A 17,544-nucleotide genomic window follows, 5' to 3' on the forward strand; every position below is an offset into this window, starting at 1 on the left:
GATAGGTTGAAGGTTCGAATCCTTTTCGCGGAGCCATTTTTATTTTTTGAATATATCTTATTGATGATATTTCAAAAGGCATTTTGTATACATATTCGTAATTAAACCACACTATAAAAATCATGCAATCTAATTGATTTTTATAGTGTTTTTTTATTTTAGGCATCTTCAAAAAATAACTAAGTCAGTATGCTAGCCTATTTTAAATCCTACTGCGTCAACAGAACCCTCTGATAGTCCAACTATCATCAGAACCTGTTTCCTTGTTGGATTCAAAATATTCGTCGCATCTTTGACTTCTTATTTATTTTCAGATGCCTTAAATTATTTTTATAAAATCTGTGGGATTTTAGTGTTATCTATCGTCAATATATATGAATGAAAATTAAATTATATTGGGGGTAATTTAGATGAGAAAGATAGGAACACTAACCTTAGCATTAAGTTTAATATATTATGGAATTTGGATGGCGTTAAGAAATGTGAATCCGCTGATTGCAAAAGATATATTTCTATGGTGGCCAGTTATATTTGTGTTATTGGGAATAGAGGTATTGTTTAATTTGAGAAAATCAGAAGACATAAGAAAAATGGGCTTCAATGTAGGGTTAATATTTATGATATTAGTATTTTTTATAACTAATTTATTTTATCAAAGATATAGTAATCCGTTTAATTCCATTGGTAATATTAAAAATAATTTAATTGAATCCAATTGGGATATAAATGCAAAATCAATTTATACTACTAAGACTATTATAATAAAAAACAATAAGTTTCAATTTCAAACTACAAATGGTAATTTAGATATAAAAAGATCTGCAGACAATAATGTAAAATTAGATTTGAATGTCAGAGTAAAAGAAGATAGTGATATAAAAAAATATGATATAAATGAACAGAATGAAAATGATTTAACAAAAGTGGATATAGATGAAAATTATATAAAAGGAGTAGAAGGAACGTTATTTATTCCAGATGGAGCAGATGTTAATATTGTAATAGATAATTTGAATATAAACTCTGCAGATAATCTTACAGATACAGTATTAAATATAGATGCTAAGAATGGAAAGTTTACTGTGAGTAATGTGGCCCATTTGGGAATTCAGGCTTTTAATGGAGATGTAAGGGTAAATGATGTGAAGGATACAAGCTTAAAGGTTGATAATGGTAAGTTTAATATTGCAGGCAATATGGAAAATGTAGATGTTAATATGAAAAATGCCAGTGTAGACATTGATAATAGTACATTCAAAAACATTAATATAAATGGAAATAATGGGGCTGTAAGAGTTAATACTAAGGATAATAATATTGATGCAAATTTAACCTGTAATATGGGAGAATGTAATTTCAATGGAGAAAAAATAAATCGCGGCACTTTGACAAAAACTACAGGTAACGGAAGCAGTAAAATTAAAGCTAGTATAGACATAGGATCTGTGAGAGTTAACAGTCAGGAGTGATAGATTTTGAGTGAAAATGATGATGATATAATTAATGGCATAAGAGCAGGGGATGAAAATTGTTTTATAAGGCTGGTGGACGCTTATAAGAAGAGAATTATAGCTCTTTGCTATTCTTATACAGATGATAGCCATGAAGCTGAGGATCTATCTCAGGAGGTATTTATTAGTTTTTATAAAAGTGTAGATAGGTTTAGAGGAGATTGCTCTATTTCTACTTACATATATAAGATAGCTGTGACAAAATGTTTAGATTTTAAAAAGAAAAGAAGTATGAAATCTATGTTAAAAGAAATATTTAAGGATAAAGGTAAAGAAGATGAATTAGATGAAAAAATTTTTATAAGACAATGTATAGATGAACTACCTAAGGACATAAAAATTCCTATAGTTTTGTTTTATTATGTGGGACTTAATCAAAAGGAGATAGGAAAGGTGCTGAATATAAGTCAAAAGGCGGTGGAAGGAAGGATATATAGAGGGAAGCAAAAACTAAAAGATAAGCTTTTGAAAGGAGGGGATATAATATGCAGCAAAAGCCAGATTATTTAGACAATCTTATAAAAAAATCTGCAGAGAAATTTAATGTTTCTCAGGATTATAATTATAATTTAATGAGTAAATTAAAAAGTCAAGATAAAGTAAATAAATCCCCAAAATACAATTTTTTATATAGAAATCGCGCAGCTGCATTAAGTTTTATTTTTAGTGGAATTATTATGGCTGTAATAGCAACAACAAATATTGAATCTGAAATTGTAAATTTTGAAGGGAAGGTTAGGACACAGGCTCTAATTTTTCAATATGAATATAATTATAAATTTGACTCAGTAAAAAATATAATAGGAGAGTGGTTTTAATGGAAAGAAGAAGTGGATTTATTACGTTTTTAACAGCCCTTGTTCCAGGAGCTGGATATATGTATTTAGGATTACTAAAAAAGGGTTTGGAAACCATGGTATTGTTTTTTGTAGTGCCGGCGGTATTTAATTATATAGAGATTGGTGGTTTTATTGTACCTGTTTTTTGTATTCCGTTTTGGCTGTATACATTTTTTAACACATATCAAATAGCACATAAAATAGATCGTGGAGAAGTTTTGGAAGATGAGAGTATATTTACAAAAGGTAATTTTGATTTCAGATCAGGCAATGTTATGAATAATAATTTTTTTAGGATTATAGCTTGGGCATTAATAATAATAGGAATTTTGGCTATAGCCAATAAAATATTTATTCAGTTTGAAGTACTTAATGTAGTAAGATCTTATATTGTACCAGTAGTATTTGTAATAGTAGGATTATATCTTCTGTTAAGGGATAAGAAAAAATTTTAGCCTAATGTGTTATATATAATAACAGAGTAATTTTATTATATATTTCTATACAGTAAAAATATCTAGAAAAATTATTTCATGTGAATAATTTTTCTAGATATTAATTTTTATTTACAACTTACTTTAGAACTTTAATAGTATTTCCATCACTCGTAATTACTATATCACCATTTAAATCTGTTCTATATATTTTACAATTAATGCTGTTAAGTTTATCTAAAGTGACTTTATGCGGATGGCTGTAATCATTATTTTTGCCGCAGCTTATAACAGCAATTTTTGGGGAAACTTCCTTTAAAAAACTTTCACTAGAGGAACTGCTGCTGCCATGGTGTCCTACCTTTAATACATCAGAGGATATATCAAAACCATTGTTTAATATCTTGCTTTCATCCTCTTGCTCTGCATCTCCAGTAAAAAGAAATTTGGAATTTTTATAGGTTATTTTTAATACAACGGAATAATTGTTTAGATTATCATAAGAGGATTTTATAGGAGATAATATTTGACACTTTACATTTTCACCTAAATTTATACTATCTCCAGGTTCTAATACAGTTATTTTCATATTTCTATTCTTTAATGTTGTTATGAGATCTTTAAAAATAGAAGTGGTAGGAGGATTATATATTTTTGGACCAATGAATTCATTAATTTTAAAGCTTTTAACAACAGCTTCCATTCCTCCAATATGATCTTCATGGGGATGGGTTTCTATTAGGTAATCCAGTGTGGTGATATCTTGAGCTTTTATATAGGATACTACTTTATTTTCAGCATCTTTAGGACCAGCATCAATAAGGATGTTTTTATTATTAATTTGGACCAATTCGCTGTCGCCCTGTCCTACATCTATATAATGTACTACTAATGTATCAGGAGGATAATCGATTTTTACTATAGAGGAATTTGTAGACAGGCTGCTTATCACATTGACTATAGAAAAATTATAAGTTTTGAATAAAAAAAACATGAAGATGGCTATAAATATAAGTAAAGGAAGCATGTATATGTAAAATTTTTTTAACCTTACCTTCATAGGTATTCCTCCTGTGGCATATAGTTGTATTGCATAAAATGTATTATAATTATTAACAATATTTCTAATAATAATCAATTGAAGTATAAAATCAATTCAGTAAATTTCTATGTTAAAGATGTATTAATTAATTAAGCAACAGTTTACTTGAAAAATATGTGACCTGTTAGTATAATTAAACTGCGTAGTACAATAATACATCTGAAAATAAATAATAAGTCAATATTCTAATAGGATGACTAGTATTTATTTATGATGCCTAAAAGAAAGAGGTAAACTTTATTATGTTTTTTTTGAAATATATTTATATTGCTATATTAATGTTTTTAACCATATTTTTAAGAGTATATTTGTTTGTCCTAAAAAAGATAAAATCTCCTGAAAAGTATAATAATGCAGTATACTGGATAGTAAATGGCTGGGCAACTTATATATTGAAGGTTATAGGGGTGAGGGTAGAGTTAAAGGGAATAGAAAATTTGCCAAAGGGTAATTGTCTAATTGTGTCAAATCATCAAGGAAATGCAGATTTTTTAGTACTTATGTCAAGACTTAATAAACATATGGGCTTTCTCGCAAAAAAAGAAATACTTAAGCTTCATATAGTAGGCGCATGGATGAAATCTATGCATTGCGTATTTATAGACAGGGAAAATATAAGAGAATCCTTAAAGGCAATTAATGAAGGTATTGAAAATTTGGAAAAGGGTTATAGTATGGTTATCTTTCCAGAAGGTACAAGAAGTAAAAGTCATGTACTTGGCGAGTTTAAGAAGGGCAGTATGAAGATGGCTACTAAAGCATCTGTGCCAATAGTACCAATTGTCCTTGACAATACTTTTAAAGTTTTTGAAGAGGGTAATGGAAAGCTTAGGCCGGCAGAGGTAACTATGTCAATATTGGAACCTATAGATATAGTTAAATTGACAAAGGAAGAAAAAGCTAAGTTGGCAGAAATAGTAAGAGAGAAAATCCAGAATGAATTAAATACTTTAAGAAAAAGATAATAATGAAATATATAATTTTGCAATAAATAGTTCATTATAATATTTAATAATATGAAATTAAAGAAAAAACCTCTTTATATTTACGAAATTAATAAATATAAAGAGGTTTTTGAAATTTAAAAAATGATAAAAAATTCATAGTTGCAATAAATGAATTATATATTGCATTTAAGTAATTATTAATGCTGATTTTGAAGGTGAAGTTTCATGTATAAATATCCATTATATAATATTAGAATGATAAAAAATAATGGATTCAATTAGGAACAATATTTTATGAATTAAATACAATATATATAATATATATGAAATATTTATGATGCAGTTATGCAAATGCTGAAATATTTAGGGTTACAATTATGAAAAACTGTGGTAAAATATTTGAGTAAATATGAAAAAATCATTATGTATTTATAATATTTATTCATAAAGCTTCACAAAATTCGATAAAAGTAGTAAAATAATTAGTAAATTATAATTTGTGGAGACAAATTACTGTTATTACTTAAGTGAATTGAGGAATGCCCTTACTTGCAATTTTACAATGAATAAGGAGTGATAGTATGAAAGGTTTTGAGCCTAATTTTGATAAAAATGATAACGGTGCTGGTTTTAATATAAAGGATGTCAAAGAACCCAATCTATATAGAGATTTATTTCCCTATTCAGAAATACCAAAGGTGAAATTTGATGGAGAATTGGTGCCAATGGATTTACCAGAGGATATATGGATTACAGATACCACTTTTAGAGATGGTCAACAGTCTATGACTCCATTTAAAGTAGAACAAATAGTAAGACTTTTTAATTATTTACATGAACTTGATAATAATTCTGGTATTATAAGACAGACGGAATTTTTTACTTATACTAACAGAGATATTAAAGCTCTTGAAAAATGTATGTCTTTAGGATATGAATTTCCGCAAATTACTACATGGATAAGAGCTAATAAAGATGAACTTGCCAGGGTAAAGGAATTAGGTGTAAAGGAAACAGGTATGCTTATGTCCTGTTCTGACTATCACATTTTTAAAAAGTTAAAATTAAACAGAAATGAAGCTTTTAATAAGTACATTGATGTGGTAGAAAAGTCTTTAGAATATGGAATAGTTCCAAGAATACATTTGGAAGATATAACAAGAGCTGATTTCTTTGGATTTGTAGTTCCTTTTGTAAATAAACTTATGGAATTATCTAAAGAATCAAAAATACAGGTGAAAATAAGAGCCTGTGATACTTTGGGCATGGGAGTTTCTTATGCAAGTACAGCACTTCCAAGAAGTATCCAGAAAATAATCAATGGCCTTAGAATTTACTGCAATGTACCACAGTCAGCTCTAGAATGGCATGGTCATAATGATTTTTACAATGTAGTATCGGGGTCAACAACTGCATGGTTATATGGATGTTCCAGTGTAAACACAACCCTTTTGGGAATTGGTGAGAGAACAGGAAATTGCCCATTAGAAGCTATGGTTATGGAATATGGTCAAATTAAGGGAAATACAAAGAATATGAATTTGCATGTAATTACTGAAGTAGCAGATTATTTTTCAAAAACTATGGGATATGATATTCCTGTAAGAACTCCTTTTGTAGGAAGTGATTTTAATGTTACAAGAGCAGGCATTCATGCAGATGGAATGTTAAAGGATGAAGAAATATATAATATTTTTGATACTAATAAAATTTTAGATAGACCTATAGTTGTAGCAGTTAATGAATATTCTGGTCTTGCTGGAATTACTGCATGGATAAATACTTATTTTAAACTAAGTGGTGATGATAAAATTAGTAAAAGAGATGAAAGAGTGGCAGAATTAAGGGATTGGGTTGATTCTCAATACGAAAATGGAAGAACTTCTGCTATAAGCAACAAGGAACTTGAATTGGTAGTAAAGAGAACTTTTACAGAACTTATGTATGTAGAGGGAAGTTGTGTGGGATACAATAAGTAGTTTTACTAAGGATACATAGGGGATACAAAAGTTTACGAAAGCAGATTTTAATTAATAAAGAATAGATTATAGAAATGAGGATTAAGAAATGAGTAAGGAATATAAAATAACGCTTATACCTGGTGATGGAATAGGACCAGAGGTTACTGAAGCTGCAAGACTTGTTATAGAAGCATCTGGAGTAAATGTAAATTGGGAAGTAGTTGAAGCTGGAGAAAAGGTAATGGAAGAATATAATACTCCACTTCCAGATTATGTTTTAGAAAGTATAGAGAAAAATAAAATTGCTCTTAAGGGACCGATAACTACACCAGTAGGTAAAGGCTTCAGAAGTGTTAATGTAGCATTAAGACAAAAATTTAATTTATATGCTAATGTAAGACCGGTTAAAACTTATCCAGGTATAAAATCAAGATATACAGATGTTAATTTTGTAATCATTAGAGAGAATACAGAAGATTTATATGCAGGTATTGAACATAAAATAGGTGATTATGCAGCAGAAAGCATAAAGTTAATTACAAGGCCAGCCAGCGAAAAAATAGCTAAATTTGCTTTTGACTTAGCTAAAAATGAAGGCAGAAAAAAAGTTACTGCTGTTCATAAGGCAAATATAATGAAATTTTCAGATGGATTATTCTTAGAGTGTGCTAGAAAAGTAGCAGAAGAATATAAAGATAGTGATATAGAATTTGAGGATGTAATTGTAGATGCTATGAGCATGAAATTAGTGCAAAATCCTGAAAGATATGATGTACTAGTTTTACCTAACCTTTATGGAGACATACTTTCAGATATGGGAGCAGGACTTGTTGGAGGCCTTGGAGTAGTACCAGGAGCAAATATAGGTGAAGATATAGCTGTATTTGAATCAGTACATGGTTCAGCGCCAGATATAGCAGGAAAAGGTCTAGCTAATCCATTAGCTACTATATTATCTGGAGTTATGATGTTAAGGCATTTAGGAGAATTAGATGCAGCTGACAGAATAGACGCTGCAGTTACAAAGGTACTTGAAGAAGGAACTAAATTAACAACAGATTTAGGTGGAACTGCTAGTACTAGTGAGTTTGCAGAAGAAATAATAAAGAATTTATAAATAAAAGGGTAGCTTAATTACTCTTTTAGGAGACGTACATAGATTTGCGTAAATCAAGTCTATGTACTTTCTTTTTATGTATAAATATAAGCATCAATGCCGCACATAGTGCAGTGATGAATGACCGAGTATAAAGGAAGAAGACATTATAAATGTGCAGCAGAACCATGAATGAAAATGCTATTGAATAAGTATTTTCTAACTAAATAGTGGAATTTTTCTGCCAGTATAGTATATTTATAAAAAATACTGTATATTTATAAAATAATATTGCATATTTATAAAAAAAGATATATAATAACATGTATGAAACATAGAAATAATAACTTAATAATTATGCTTATGGATAATTTCTACATCATATAAGTCTATATTAGGTATTTAGGTAAATTGTGCTGAGAACTGTATATTAATAGAAGTTAGCAAGTTACAGCAATTAATAATTAAGTTGAAAATTGTATATTTATAACGTGAAAGGATGGTTTCATTATGAAAGATAAAGTTGTTTTAGCATATTCAGGAGGATTAGATACATCTATAATAATTCCATGGCTTAAGGAGAATTATGATTTAGATGTAATTGCAGTATGCGTAGATGTAGGTCAAGATGAGGATATGAATGCTGTTAAAGAAAAAGCAGTAAATTCTGGTGCTTTTAAAATATATGTAGAAGATGTAAAAGAAGAATTTGTAACAGACTATTTATTTAAAGCAATAAAATCTGGTGCAGTATATGAGGGAAAATATCTTTTAGGAACATCTTTTGCAAGGCCATTAATAGCAAAAAGACTTGTTGAAATAGCACATAAAGAGGGCGCTAAATACATATGCCACGGTTGTACAGGAAAGGGAAATGACCAAGTAAGATTTGAAACAAGTATTGCAGCACTAGATCCTTCAATTAAAATTATAGCTCCTTGGAGAATATGGGATATAAAATCAAGAGAAGATGCTATAGACTATGCCGCAAAAATGGGAGTAGAAGTACCTGTTACAAAGGAAAAGATCTATTCAATGGACAGAAACATCTGGCATGCAAGCCATGAAGGTGGAGATCTTGAAGATCCAAGAAATGAGCATAAGAGAGATATGTATGTAATGACAACACCACCTGAGAAGGCTAAAGATGAATCTACTTATGTAAGTATATATTTTGAACAGGGAGTTCCTAAAAAAATTGATGGCAAGGAATTAGCACCTGTAGAATTATTGGAGCTTTTAAATAAATTAGGCGGAGAAAATGGTATTGGTGTTATAGACTTGATAGAAAATAGACTTGTGGGAATGAAATCAAGAGGAGTATATGAAACTCCAGGTGGAACTATACTATATTCTGCTCATAATGAATTAGAATATTTAACATTACAGAAAAATACTTATCACTATAAACAATTATTAGCTCAGAAATATGCAGAACTTGTTTATGATGGTTTATGGTTTACAGATTTAAAAGAAGCCCTTGATGCATTTATAGATAAAACGCAGGAACATGTAACAGGAACAGTAAAGCTTAAGCTTTACAAGGGAAATATTATGGTTGCTGGGACAGATACACCTTATGCTCTTTATGATGAAGGAATATCTTCCTTTGGTGACAGTGAACTATACGATCACAAGGATGCAGAAGGTTTCATAAAATTATTCAGTCTACCTTGCAAGATAAAGGCTATGAAGGTTTCAAAGGAAGGTAAATAACTATGAAACTTTGGGGCGGAAGATTTAAAAATGCTGAAAGTAAGCTCATGGAGGACTTTAATAGTTCCCTGAGCTTTGATAGAACTCTGTATTATGAAGATATAGTTGGTAGTATTGCTCATGTAAAAATGCTTGTTAAATGTGAGATTATTCCTGAAGAAGATGGCGATAAAATCATTAATGGTCTAAATTCTATTCTTAAAGATATAGAAGAAGGTAAACTTAAAATTGAAGGAGACTATGAAGACATACACAGCTTCATGGAAGTGAATTTAATTGAGAGAATAGGTGATGCAGGTAAGAAGATGCACACTGCCAGAAGTAGAAATGATCAGGTTGCTCTGGATATGCGTTTATATTCAAAGAAAAAGGCTCAGGAAGTAGTGGAAAATTTGAGCCAGCTTCTAGGTACAATAAAAACATTAGCAGAAGAAAATAATTATATAATGCCAGGGTATACCCATATGCAGAGAGCTCAGGTAGTTACTTTTAAGCATCATATGCTGGCTTATTTTAATATGTTTTCAAGGGATAAGAAGAGAATTGAAAATGCTATAGAGATAATGGATGAAAGTCCTTTAGGCTGCTGTGCATTAGCAGGAACTACCTATAATACTGATAGAGCCTTTACTGCAAAAGAGCTTGGCTTTAAAGGGCCAGTAAATAATTTCTTAGATGGAGTTAGTGATAGAGATTATATTATAGAATTGACTTCTGATTTTTCTCTAGCTATGATGCATTTAAGCAGACTTAGTGAAGAGATAATAATTTGGAGTACAAAGGAATTTGACTTTATTCAATTAAGTGATGAATTCTCTACAGGAAGCAGTATTATGCCTCAAAAGAAAAATCCAGATGCAGCAGAGCTTATAAGAGGTAAATCTGGTAGAGTTTATGGAGATCTGGTATCTATACTAACAACTATGAAGGGCCTTCCTCTGGCATATAATAAGGATATGCAGGAAGACAAAGAGGGATTCTTTGACGCACTTAATACTGTATTAAGCTGCATTAAAATTATGAATGGAATGCTGGCCACTCTTAAGGTGAAAAAGGATTCTCTGCTTAAAGCTGTAAAACATGGTTTTTTAAATGCTACAGAAGCAGCAGATTATCTAGTTAACAAGGGTATGGCTTTTAGAGATGCCCATAGAGTTATAGGTGAAATTGTATTATACTGTGAAGAAAAGAGTTTACCTATAGAGGATTTAGGTATTGAGCAGTTGAAAGAGTTCAGTGAATTATTTGATAAGGATATATATGAATTTATAGATTATGAAAATACTTTTGACAAAGGTATAAAAAAATATATGAAATGATGAAATTTTAACGAAGAGGCTGTCTCACAATGTATAGATATACATTGTGAGACAGCCTCTTTATTGCTGCAATGTGTCTAAATTGGTTTAGCTTATATGAAAATAGTAGGCTAAGCCTCATTTTCTTGAACATTTTTGTATAAGTAAGTACAAAATATAATTTTATAACCACATTTTGGGGATAAATATTAGGAAATAAATGTAATTAGATATCATATAATAAATAATTCCTATATAAATTTAACAAATATTAAAATATAGCTTAAATAAATAATAAAAATCTAAAAATGCAACTTTCATAATGCATAACTTTCATTTATATGATATAATTACACATGCTGGCTATAAAAATGAATGAAATAGCTGTATATACTTGCATGAAATTAAAAGGGGGTTATTTTATGCGTAAGGATTTTTCACTAAGCAACGATAAGGCCATGGTTAATTTTACTTCAAAATATTGTGTTACTCATGAGCAATTATTAACAAGTAATGGATTTAGAAGGGTTATGATAGCATATCTAAATAGTCTTGAGAAAAGGGGCTCAAATCTTTATAAATACATAAAGAAGAGTATTGATGAAATAGACGAAGAAAAACTAATAGATGACATAATAAATGTGTTTAAGTTGTTAATTGTTATGGATAGAGAAGAAATTTTAAAATTAAACAACAAATATGAGGTGTTTTTAAAAGATAAACACGTAATTGTAAATTTTATAGAGGGTCTATATGGTTTTTGGAGAAAACTAGAAAGATACACTATTGTTCAAAATACTAGAGTGAACTATGGATTTGAAAGTGTAAACTTTATTGATGCAAATACTCAATTTTCAAAGCTTATATTAGTGACTTATAGAAAGATTGAAGAGAATATAATAGGAACTAAACCTAATGTTTATAGACAATTACCTGCTGGAGGTAATGTGGGTTTAATAATGAATCATATAAAGTGGGAAATTCCAGAAGGTTATGATTGTTTAAAAAATATACCTTTTATTGATTCAGTTTTAGTAGATCCTCCATTCATAATTTATCCTAAAAAAAATACCAGATCAGGCATATTCAATGAGTGTTTTGAAAATCCTATTGAAGACTGTAAAATTAATTCAGATCACTGGTTCTGTTATCCTGCAAAGGTAGGAGAACTTTTGGCTTATGTATATTTCCATAGAGACTTTATGAGCCATGGTATTTCTATGTGCAATCTATTTGAAATGGCAAGACGTGAAGAATACGAAAATGTTAAGCCTGATATAATATATGTATTTGGTGGCAAAGATGATTATGAAGAGATTAGAACAGTATTTTACGATGATAAGAAAAATAATATTATGCTGGGATATGTAAGCTATGGAGATGCTATAGATTATTTTGGATACATGAAAAAAATGACATTGACTCTTCACAATTTAATAATGATTAAAAGAGGATATTTGCCAATTCATGGAGCTATGGTGAATATTATTACCAAGGATGGCAAAGAGGCAAATGTAATAATTATGGGAGATAGTGGGGCAGGTAAATCAGAAAGTCTTGAAGCCTTTAGAGAACTCAGTGAAGATTATATAAGTGATATGACTATAATCTTTGATGATATGGGTGTGGTAAAGTTTGATAAAGATAATAAGCCAAAAGGTTATGGTACTGAAATAGGAGCCTTTGTAAGATTAGATGACCTTGATCCTGGCTATGCCTTTAGGGAAATAGATAGAAGTATATTTATGAACCCTGATAAAATAAATGCCAGACTTATCATGCCTGTAGCAACTTATAATGACATAACTAAAGGATATCCTATAGATTTGTTCCTGTATGCTAATAACTACGATGATGATGGAGATAAATTGGAATTCTTTAACAATCCAGAAGAAGCATTGCCTACCTTTAGAAATGGAGCAAGAATGGCAAAGGGTACAACTTCAGAAAAAGGATTAGTTAAAACTTATTTTGCAAATCCATTTGGTCCTGTACAAAAACAAGAAGAAACAGAAAAATTACTATTAAGTTATTTTGATCAATTTTTTAAATCTGGAATAAAAGTTGGCCAGATAAGAACTTGTCTTGGTATTAAGGGGAAGGAAAAAGAAGGCCCTAAAAATGCAGCAATAAGACTTCTTGAAACAATAAAATCTCTATTTTAATTTAGAAATATTGCAGAAGAGAAATTGAATAGAAATGGAATTTGAAAATATTACTTATTTTCAATGGTTTATTTAAAAGGATACTATACTAAAAATTAAAAAAAGACATGAAAATAAAGCCCTGAATAGGGCCTTATTTTTTTATAATATTATCTGTCTACTCTTCTATCTCTATCTCTTCCTAAGAAGGATATTGAGTACAAACCTGCTATACCTACTAAGGCATAGATAACTCTTGTGAAAGTAGACATATCACCGAATAAAGCGGCAACTAAATCAAATCTGAAGAATCCTATTAGACCCCAGTTTATAGCACCTATTATAACTAATACAAGTGAAATGATATCTAAGCTTTTCATAATAAAGCCACATCTCCTTTATTGAAATTTACAACTTTATTATGCCTAGTTTTTATTAAATTATAACTTTAATAAGATAATTTACTTAAAGCTTTATTCTATGTATCATTAAAACTGTATATTTCTATCTATTGGCTGCGATAAGGATATAAAGGTACTGGTTCTTTGGACACCGTCTATTACCTGTATTTTTGTCATAAGTAAGTCCTGCAAGTCACCTATACTTTTACAGATTACTTTAGAGAAAATGGAGTACTCTCCAGTAGTATAGTGAAGTTCTACTATTTCTTTAATACCCTTTAACTGTTCTAAGGCACTAAGATATGAAGTAGCTTTATCAAGGTATATTCCGATAAAACAGCATACATCATAGCCTAATTTTGAATTATCAATAATGAGCTTTGTACCTTTGATAATTCCTAGATCCTCCATTTTTTTCATTCTTACATGAATGGTTCCTCCACTTACATGACACTGTCTTGCTATTTCAAGGTACGGTGTTCTTGAATCTTTAACTAAGATATCTAATATTTGAATATCAAGTTCGTCTAAACCACTAATATTAAAATTCATATAAATCAACTCCTACATTTAACAATCAATAATATTATACCAAATATATTGATAATTTATCAAAACAAAATTGAATAATTTTTAATAAGTTTCGTGTTTTTTAAATATTAAGGCTAAAAATTATTAAAATAACAAAAAATAATCAATATATTATTATTATTGCACTTTTTGTGGAAAATTTATACATGTGTTTTTGAAAAATTCAAGATAGTTTTAATTAATAATGAAATGTTGTATAATTATTTTAGAAATTATATAAATTGTTATGGGGGATTAGAATGTTTTTAAAGGAAAGAAATTCTAAAATAGATATTGACGTAAATATGTTAAATAAATATAAAATGGATAAAATAGCCTATTTTGATATTGAAACTACAGGATTTGATAAAGATGAAGATGTAATAATGCTAATATCATTAGGTTATTTTTTAGATAAAAAATCTTTTTACATAAAACAGTACTATGCTGAAAATACTGAAGAGGAAAAGAATATACTCTTTGCATTTAAGGAAGATTTAAAAAAATATAGGGGGTGGTGCTCCTATAACGGTAAAGCTTTTGATGAGCCATTTATAGCAAATAGAATGCTAAGAAACGATATAAATGATTTTATACCACCCTCAGAGCATGTGGACCTCTATAGACTTATAAGGCCTTATTATAAGCAGCTGGGTATGGAAAGATGCAATTTGAAAAGTGTAGAAAAATATATAGGCATAAATAGATTGGATAAAATAGATGGAGGAATAAGTGTAGAATTATATAATAAATATTTAAAAACTAATGATGAAAAATTAAAAGATATAATAATGCTTCATAATTATGAAGATGTGCTGAATCTACCTAAACTATTTAAAGTGATTTTTGATATTGATAAATCTGAAGAAGTGGTAAGAGATAATAGCATAACAGAAAAGCAGCTGAGATATCTTAAGTTTTTACTGAATAAAAATAATGTAAATATCGATACTCCTTTAGAAAGAATTTCTAAAAGAGCAGCTTCTAAGGTTATTGACAATTTACTTAAAGGAAATTCAGAATCTGAAGAACTTTTAGATATTATTAATAACAGCTATTAATAATAAAAACACTATGGAATTTCTATAATTTTATTTAGATTTTCCTAGTGTTTTATTATTTTAAAAATTATTTGTTTAGTTCTTTTATTAAACCCTTTCTGTAGGCAAGAAGAAGCATTTTTAAATCTTCTATTTGATGCTGAAGGACTATTCCTATGTCCGTATCCGCTACTCTCTTTCTAGCAGAGGAATGCTCTAAAACTACTATGGAGGAGAGTATATCTGTTTCTTCTTTTATTGCTTTTTCTGTAGATTCAAAGGGCTGATGTGATATAAGCTGAAGACCAAAGGAATTATAAATTAAGGTGTATCCAGCCATACCGGTTTTGGATTGATAAGCCTTTGAAAAACCTCCATCTATTACCATAAGTTTACCATTAGCTTTTATTGGGCTTTCTCCATTCTTTTTTTCTACAGGTACGTGGCCATTAACTATATGGGATTCTTCGGGATCTAATCCAAATTCTATCAATATTTTATTACATATATCCTCATTATCTCTAAAATCATAATAAGGATCTTTTTTTTCATAGTGGGTTTCTTCTTCCTTGATAAAATATCTTTCAAAGGTTGCCATTTTTTCCTTGCCGAAAAGTGGAGAAAAGGGACCTGCCCACAAATACCACATTATATCTGAGTTATGTTGATTTTGCCTTGGTTTACCGTGGAAAAAACTTTCTCTAGTAAGAATTTCCAGCTTGTCTAAAAGTGCTTTACCACTATACTCTTTTCCTTCTAAGTCAACTTTTTTAAAATTTCCATTTTCATCCAATGGAATGCAGCCATGGTACAGAAGGTTAGAGTTAAATTTTAAATATAGGCTTCCATTTGAGAATAAAAAACGAACATGTTTATTAAGTTTCTCACTGCTGACAAAAGAAAATTTTAGTTTTTCTATAAGCTCTTTTTCCTCTAGGGTAAGCTTATATGGGTTTTCAGGATTAATAGTCGGGAAATTTGTATCAGTGATTTTGTATACCTTTTCCCCAATATGAATACATCCCTCTTTATAATCAATTTTATCCAATAATAGCCTATTAGACATGTTAAATTCAGGGTGTCTTGAAATAATTTCTTTTTCCAGCTTAAATTGAATTATGGATATAGCCTTGTGCATTTGTGCTGTAAGTTGAATTTCTTTTACCGTATAGGTACTTTCACCATCAAATTTTGGTAAGAAATTTTCGCAAGGGTCATTTTTATAGAATTCCATTGCAAAGGTAGCCAGGGGAAGAAGGTTTATTCCATAGCCATTTTCTATAGTGTCTAAATTGGCATATCGTGTACAGATTCTTACCACGTTGGCAATACATACTTCAGAACCAGAAGCAGCACCCATCCACAATATATCGTGATTTCCCCACTGGATATCCACAGAATGATAATTAGCCAAAGTGTCCATAATTATATCTGCACCTGGACCTCTGTCAAAAATATCTCCAATTATGTGAAGTCTGTCTATAACTAATCTCTGTATTAATTTTGATAAGGCAATTATAAATTCCCTTGCTCTGTCAATATCAATTATGGTATTTATGATTTCACCATAGTATTCGTGCTTGTCTACTCTATCAGGTTCTTCGTGCAAAAGCTCCTCAATAATATAGGAAAAATCCTTTGGAAGAGCCTTTCTAACCTTTGAACGAGTGTATTTAGAGGAAACATATCTGCATATTTCAATTAATCTATACAGTGATATTTTATACCAATCATTAATGTTTTTCTCCTCTCTTAAAACTATATCCAACTTTTGTTCAGGATAATATATTAGAGTGGCAAGGCTTTTCTTATCACCTTCACCCAGAGCATTGCCAAAGACATCTTCAATTTTTCTCTTAATTACACCAGAGGCATTTTTCAATACATGGAGAAAGGGCTCATATTCTCCGTGTATATCCGTAAGGAAATGTTCAGTACCTTTTGGTAAATTTAAAATTGCTTGAAGATTAATTATTTCAGTAGAAGCTTCATTAATGGTGCTATACTGCTGAGCAAGTAGGCTTAAGTATTTTAGATTACTTTTAATTTTTGTATTTGGTATAGATTTGGTTGTCATAAACTAACATTCCTGCCTTTCTTAATGAATGTAATTACAAATACAGCTTATATAATACTATTTTAACATAATAATCTATTTTAGAGGAGTATATAATATTATTTTTTACCGTAAATAGAAGTAATTGAGTAGCACAATAAATAATTAGTATATCAAAATAGAAGTATTTTAAAATAACTATATGCAAATTACTTTAATAATATATATCTTCTATTAAATATATTTTTTGGAAGATAATGCAGTTACATAAAATAAATTATATATTAAAAGGTGGATAATGTGAAGATTGCATTGTAAATATATGTAAAAATATGATATGATAATTAAGTGTTGTATATGCATTGACAAATTAAAGCTTAATTAATTTAATACATCACTCATTGATTGAAGTTTAAAAAAAATTTATAC

At 29.4% G+C, this 17,544-nt stretch carries 15 protein-coding genes; 11 read left to right on the top strand and 4 right to left on the bottom strand.

The genetic code is table 11. The annotated features are described in order from the left end of the window. Window positions 1–410: 410 nt before the first annotated feature. Genes ABF633_RS19035 through ABF633_RS19050 form a run of 4 tightly spaced genes read left to right on the top strand, consistent with a single transcriptional unit; the run spans window position 411 to window position 2,805 of the window. A complete protein-coding gene (locus tag ABF633_RS19035) occupies window positions 411–1,469 on the top strand; it encodes a LiaI-LiaF-like domain-containing protein (RefSeq protein ID WP_415525999.1) in 1,059 nt (352 codons plus the stop codon). Between the two features lie 6 nt (window positions 1,470–1,475). Further along, the gene (locus tag ABF633_RS19040) at window positions 1,476–2,021 is read left to right on the top strand and encodes an RNA polymerase sigma factor (RefSeq protein WP_415526001.1); all 546 of its coding nucleotides are present in this window, start codon (window positions 1,476–1,478) and stop codon (window positions 2,019–2,021) included. Next, window positions 1,997–2,329: a hypothetical protein gene (locus tag ABF633_RS19045; protein WP_415526003.1), complete on the top strand. Its 333-nt coding sequence runs from the start codon at window positions 1,997–1,999 to the stop codon at window positions 2,327–2,329. The genes ABF633_RS19040 and ABF633_RS19045 overlap by 25 nt, the downstream gene beginning before the upstream one ends. Continuing rightward, window positions 2,329–2,805 (top strand): hypothetical protein, encoded by a 477-nt coding sequence (locus ABF633_RS19050; protein WP_415526005.1) that lies wholly within the window; start codon window positions 2,329–2,331, stop codon window positions 2,803–2,805. The genes ABF633_RS19045 and ABF633_RS19050 overlap by 1 nt, the downstream gene beginning before the upstream one ends. Window positions 2,806–2,923: 118 nt before the next feature. On the opposite strand, the gene ABF633_RS19055 is transcribed toward ABF633_RS19050, so the two are convergent. Next, window positions 2,924–3,844, bottom strand: a complete 921-nt coding sequence (locus tag ABF633_RS19055; RefSeq protein ID WP_415526006.1) for a ComEC/Rec2 family competence protein — start codon at window positions 3,842–3,844, stop codon at window positions 2,924–2,926. A gap of 284 nt (window positions 3,845–4,128) precedes the next feature. Here ABF633_RS19055 and ABF633_RS19060 point away from each other — a divergent pair, with 284 nt between their 5' ends. The 6 genes from ABF633_RS19060 to ABF633_RS19085 all read left to right on the top strand — a co-directional run bounded on the left by ABF633_RS19060 (window position 4,129) and on the right by ABF633_RS19085 (window position 13,069). Further along, window positions 4,129–4,851 (top strand): lysophospholipid acyltransferase family protein, encoded by a 723-nt coding sequence (locus tag ABF633_RS19060; RefSeq protein WP_415526007.1) that lies wholly within the window; start codon window positions 4,129–4,131, stop codon window positions 4,849–4,851. Between the two features lie 563 nt (window positions 4,852–5,414). Further along, entirely contained in the window at window positions 5,415–6,812 is a 1,398-nt protein-coding gene (locus tag ABF633_RS19065; protein WP_415526009.1) for a 2-isopropylmalate synthase, read from the top strand. A gap of 88 nt (window positions 6,813–6,900) precedes the next feature. Further along, complete coding sequence (locus ABF633_RS19070; protein ID WP_415526011.1) at window positions 6,901–7,911, top strand: isocitrate/isopropylmalate dehydrogenase family protein; 1,011 nt, start codon at window positions 6,901–6,903, stop codon at window positions 7,909–7,911. Window positions 7,912–8,400: 489 nt separating this feature from the next. Continuing rightward, window positions 8,401–9,606: an argininosuccinate synthase gene (locus ABF633_RS19075; RefSeq protein WP_415526013.1), complete on the top strand. Its 1,206-nt coding sequence runs from the start codon at window positions 8,401–8,403 to the stop codon at window positions 9,604–9,606. Window positions 9,607–9,608: 2 nt separating this feature from the next. Next, on the top strand, window positions 9,609–10,925 hold the full coding sequence (gene argH, locus ABF633_RS19080; RefSeq protein ID WP_415526014.1) for an argininosuccinate lyase: 1,317 nt from the start codon (window positions 9,609–9,611) through the stop codon (window positions 10,923–10,925). Window positions 10,926–11,326: 401 nt separating this feature from the next. Then, the gene (locus ABF633_RS19085; RefSeq protein ID WP_415526015.1) at window positions 11,327–13,069 is read left to right on the top strand and encodes a phosphoenolpyruvate carboxykinase; all 1,743 of its coding nucleotides are present in this window, start codon (window positions 11,327–11,329) and stop codon (window positions 13,067–13,069) included. A 149-nt stretch (window positions 13,070–13,218) separates the two neighbouring features. Here ABF633_RS19085 and ABF633_RS19090 read toward each other — a convergent pair whose 3' ends face one another. Both ABF633_RS19090 and ABF633_RS19095 read right to left on the bottom strand, forming a co-directional pair. Further along, the gene (locus ABF633_RS19090) at window positions 13,219–13,428 is read right to left on the bottom strand and encodes a DUF378 domain-containing protein (RefSeq protein WP_415526016.1); all 210 of its coding nucleotides are present in this window, start codon (window positions 13,426–13,428) and stop codon (window positions 13,219–13,221) included. 108 nt (window positions 13,429–13,536) lie between these two features. Further along, window positions 13,537–14,001 carry an Lrp/AsnC ligand binding domain-containing protein gene (locus tag ABF633_RS19095; protein ID WP_015616501.1) on the bottom strand — a complete coding sequence of 155 codons (465 nt, stop codon included), beginning with the start codon at window positions 13,999–14,001 and terminating at the stop codon, window positions 13,537–13,539. Window positions 14,002–14,279: 278 nt separating this feature from the next. Between ABF633_RS19095 and ABF633_RS19100 the strand changes: the two genes are divergently transcribed. Beyond that, complete coding sequence (locus ABF633_RS19100) at window positions 14,280–15,080, top strand: ribonuclease H-like domain-containing protein (protein ID WP_415526019.1); 801 nt, start codon at window positions 14,280–14,282, stop codon at window positions 15,078–15,080. Window positions 15,081–15,147: 67 nt separating this feature from the next. Here the strand turns inward: ABF633_RS19100 and ABF633_RS19105 are convergent, their stop codons facing one another. Then, on the bottom strand, window positions 15,148–17,136 hold the full coding sequence (locus ABF633_RS19105) for a fructose-1,6-bisphosphatase (RefSeq protein WP_415526021.1): 1,989 nt from the start codon (window positions 17,134–17,136) through the stop codon (window positions 15,148–15,150). Between the last annotated feature and the right edge of the window lie 408 nt (window positions 17,137–17,544).

The sequence above is a fragment of the Clostridium sp. genome (genome assembly GCF_047718555.1).
In the GTDB taxonomy this organism is placed as follows: Bacteria; Bacillota; Clostridia; order Clostridiales; family Clostridiaceae; genus Clostridium_I.

Excerpts from the sequence above, each read along its gene's own strand:
- ABF633_RS19035 (WP_415525999.1), top strand. The coding sequence starts at position 411 with ATGAGAAAGATAGGAACACTAACCTTAGCATTAAGTTTAATATATTAT.
- ABF633_RS19045 (WP_415526003.1), top strand. The coding sequence starts at position 1,997 with ATGCAGCAAAAGCCAGATTATTTAGACAATCTTATAAAAAAATCTGCA.
- ABF633_RS19050 (WP_415526005.1), top strand. The coding sequence starts at position 2,329 with ATGGAAAGAAGAAGTGGATTTATTACGTTTTTAACAGCCCTTGTTCCA.
- ABF633_RS19055 (WP_415526006.1), bottom strand. The coding sequence starts at position 3,844 with ATGAAGGTAAGGTTAAAAAAATTTTACATATACATGCTTCCTTTACTT.
- ABF633_RS19060 (WP_415526007.1), top strand. The coding sequence starts at position 4,129 with ATGTTTTTTTTGAAATATATTTATATTGCTATATTAATGTTTTTAACC.
- ABF633_RS19065 (WP_415526009.1), top strand. The coding sequence starts at position 5,415 with ATGAAAGGTTTTGAGCCTAATTTTGATAAAAATGATAACGGTGCTGGT.
- ABF633_RS19070 (WP_415526011.1), top strand. The coding sequence starts at position 6,901 with ATGAGTAAGGAATATAAAATAACGCTTATACCTGGTGATGGAATAGGA.
- ABF633_RS19075 (WP_415526013.1), top strand. The coding sequence starts at position 8,401 with ATGAAAGATAAAGTTGTTTTAGCATATTCAGGAGGATTAGATACATCT.
- argH (WP_415526014.1), top strand. The coding sequence starts at position 9,609 with ATGAAACTTTGGGGCGGAAGATTTAAAAATGCTGAAAGTAAGCTCATG.
- ABF633_RS19085 (WP_415526015.1), top strand. The coding sequence starts at position 11,327 with ATGCGTAAGGATTTTTCACTAAGCAACGATAAGGCCATGGTTAATTTT.
- ABF633_RS19090 (WP_415526016.1), bottom strand. The coding sequence starts at position 13,428 with ATGAAAAGCTTAGATATCATTTCACTTGTATTAGTTATAATAGGTGCT.
- ABF633_RS19095 (WP_015616501.1), bottom strand. The coding sequence starts at position 14,001 with ATGAATTTTAATATTAGTGGTTTAGACGAACTTGATATTCAAATATTA.
- ABF633_RS19100 (WP_415526019.1), top strand. The coding sequence starts at position 14,280 with ATGTTTTTAAAGGAAAGAAATTCTAAAATAGATATTGACGTAAATATG.
- ABF633_RS19105 (WP_415526021.1), bottom strand. The coding sequence starts at position 17,136 with ATGACAACCAAATCTATACCAAATACAAAAATTAAAAGTAATCTAAAA.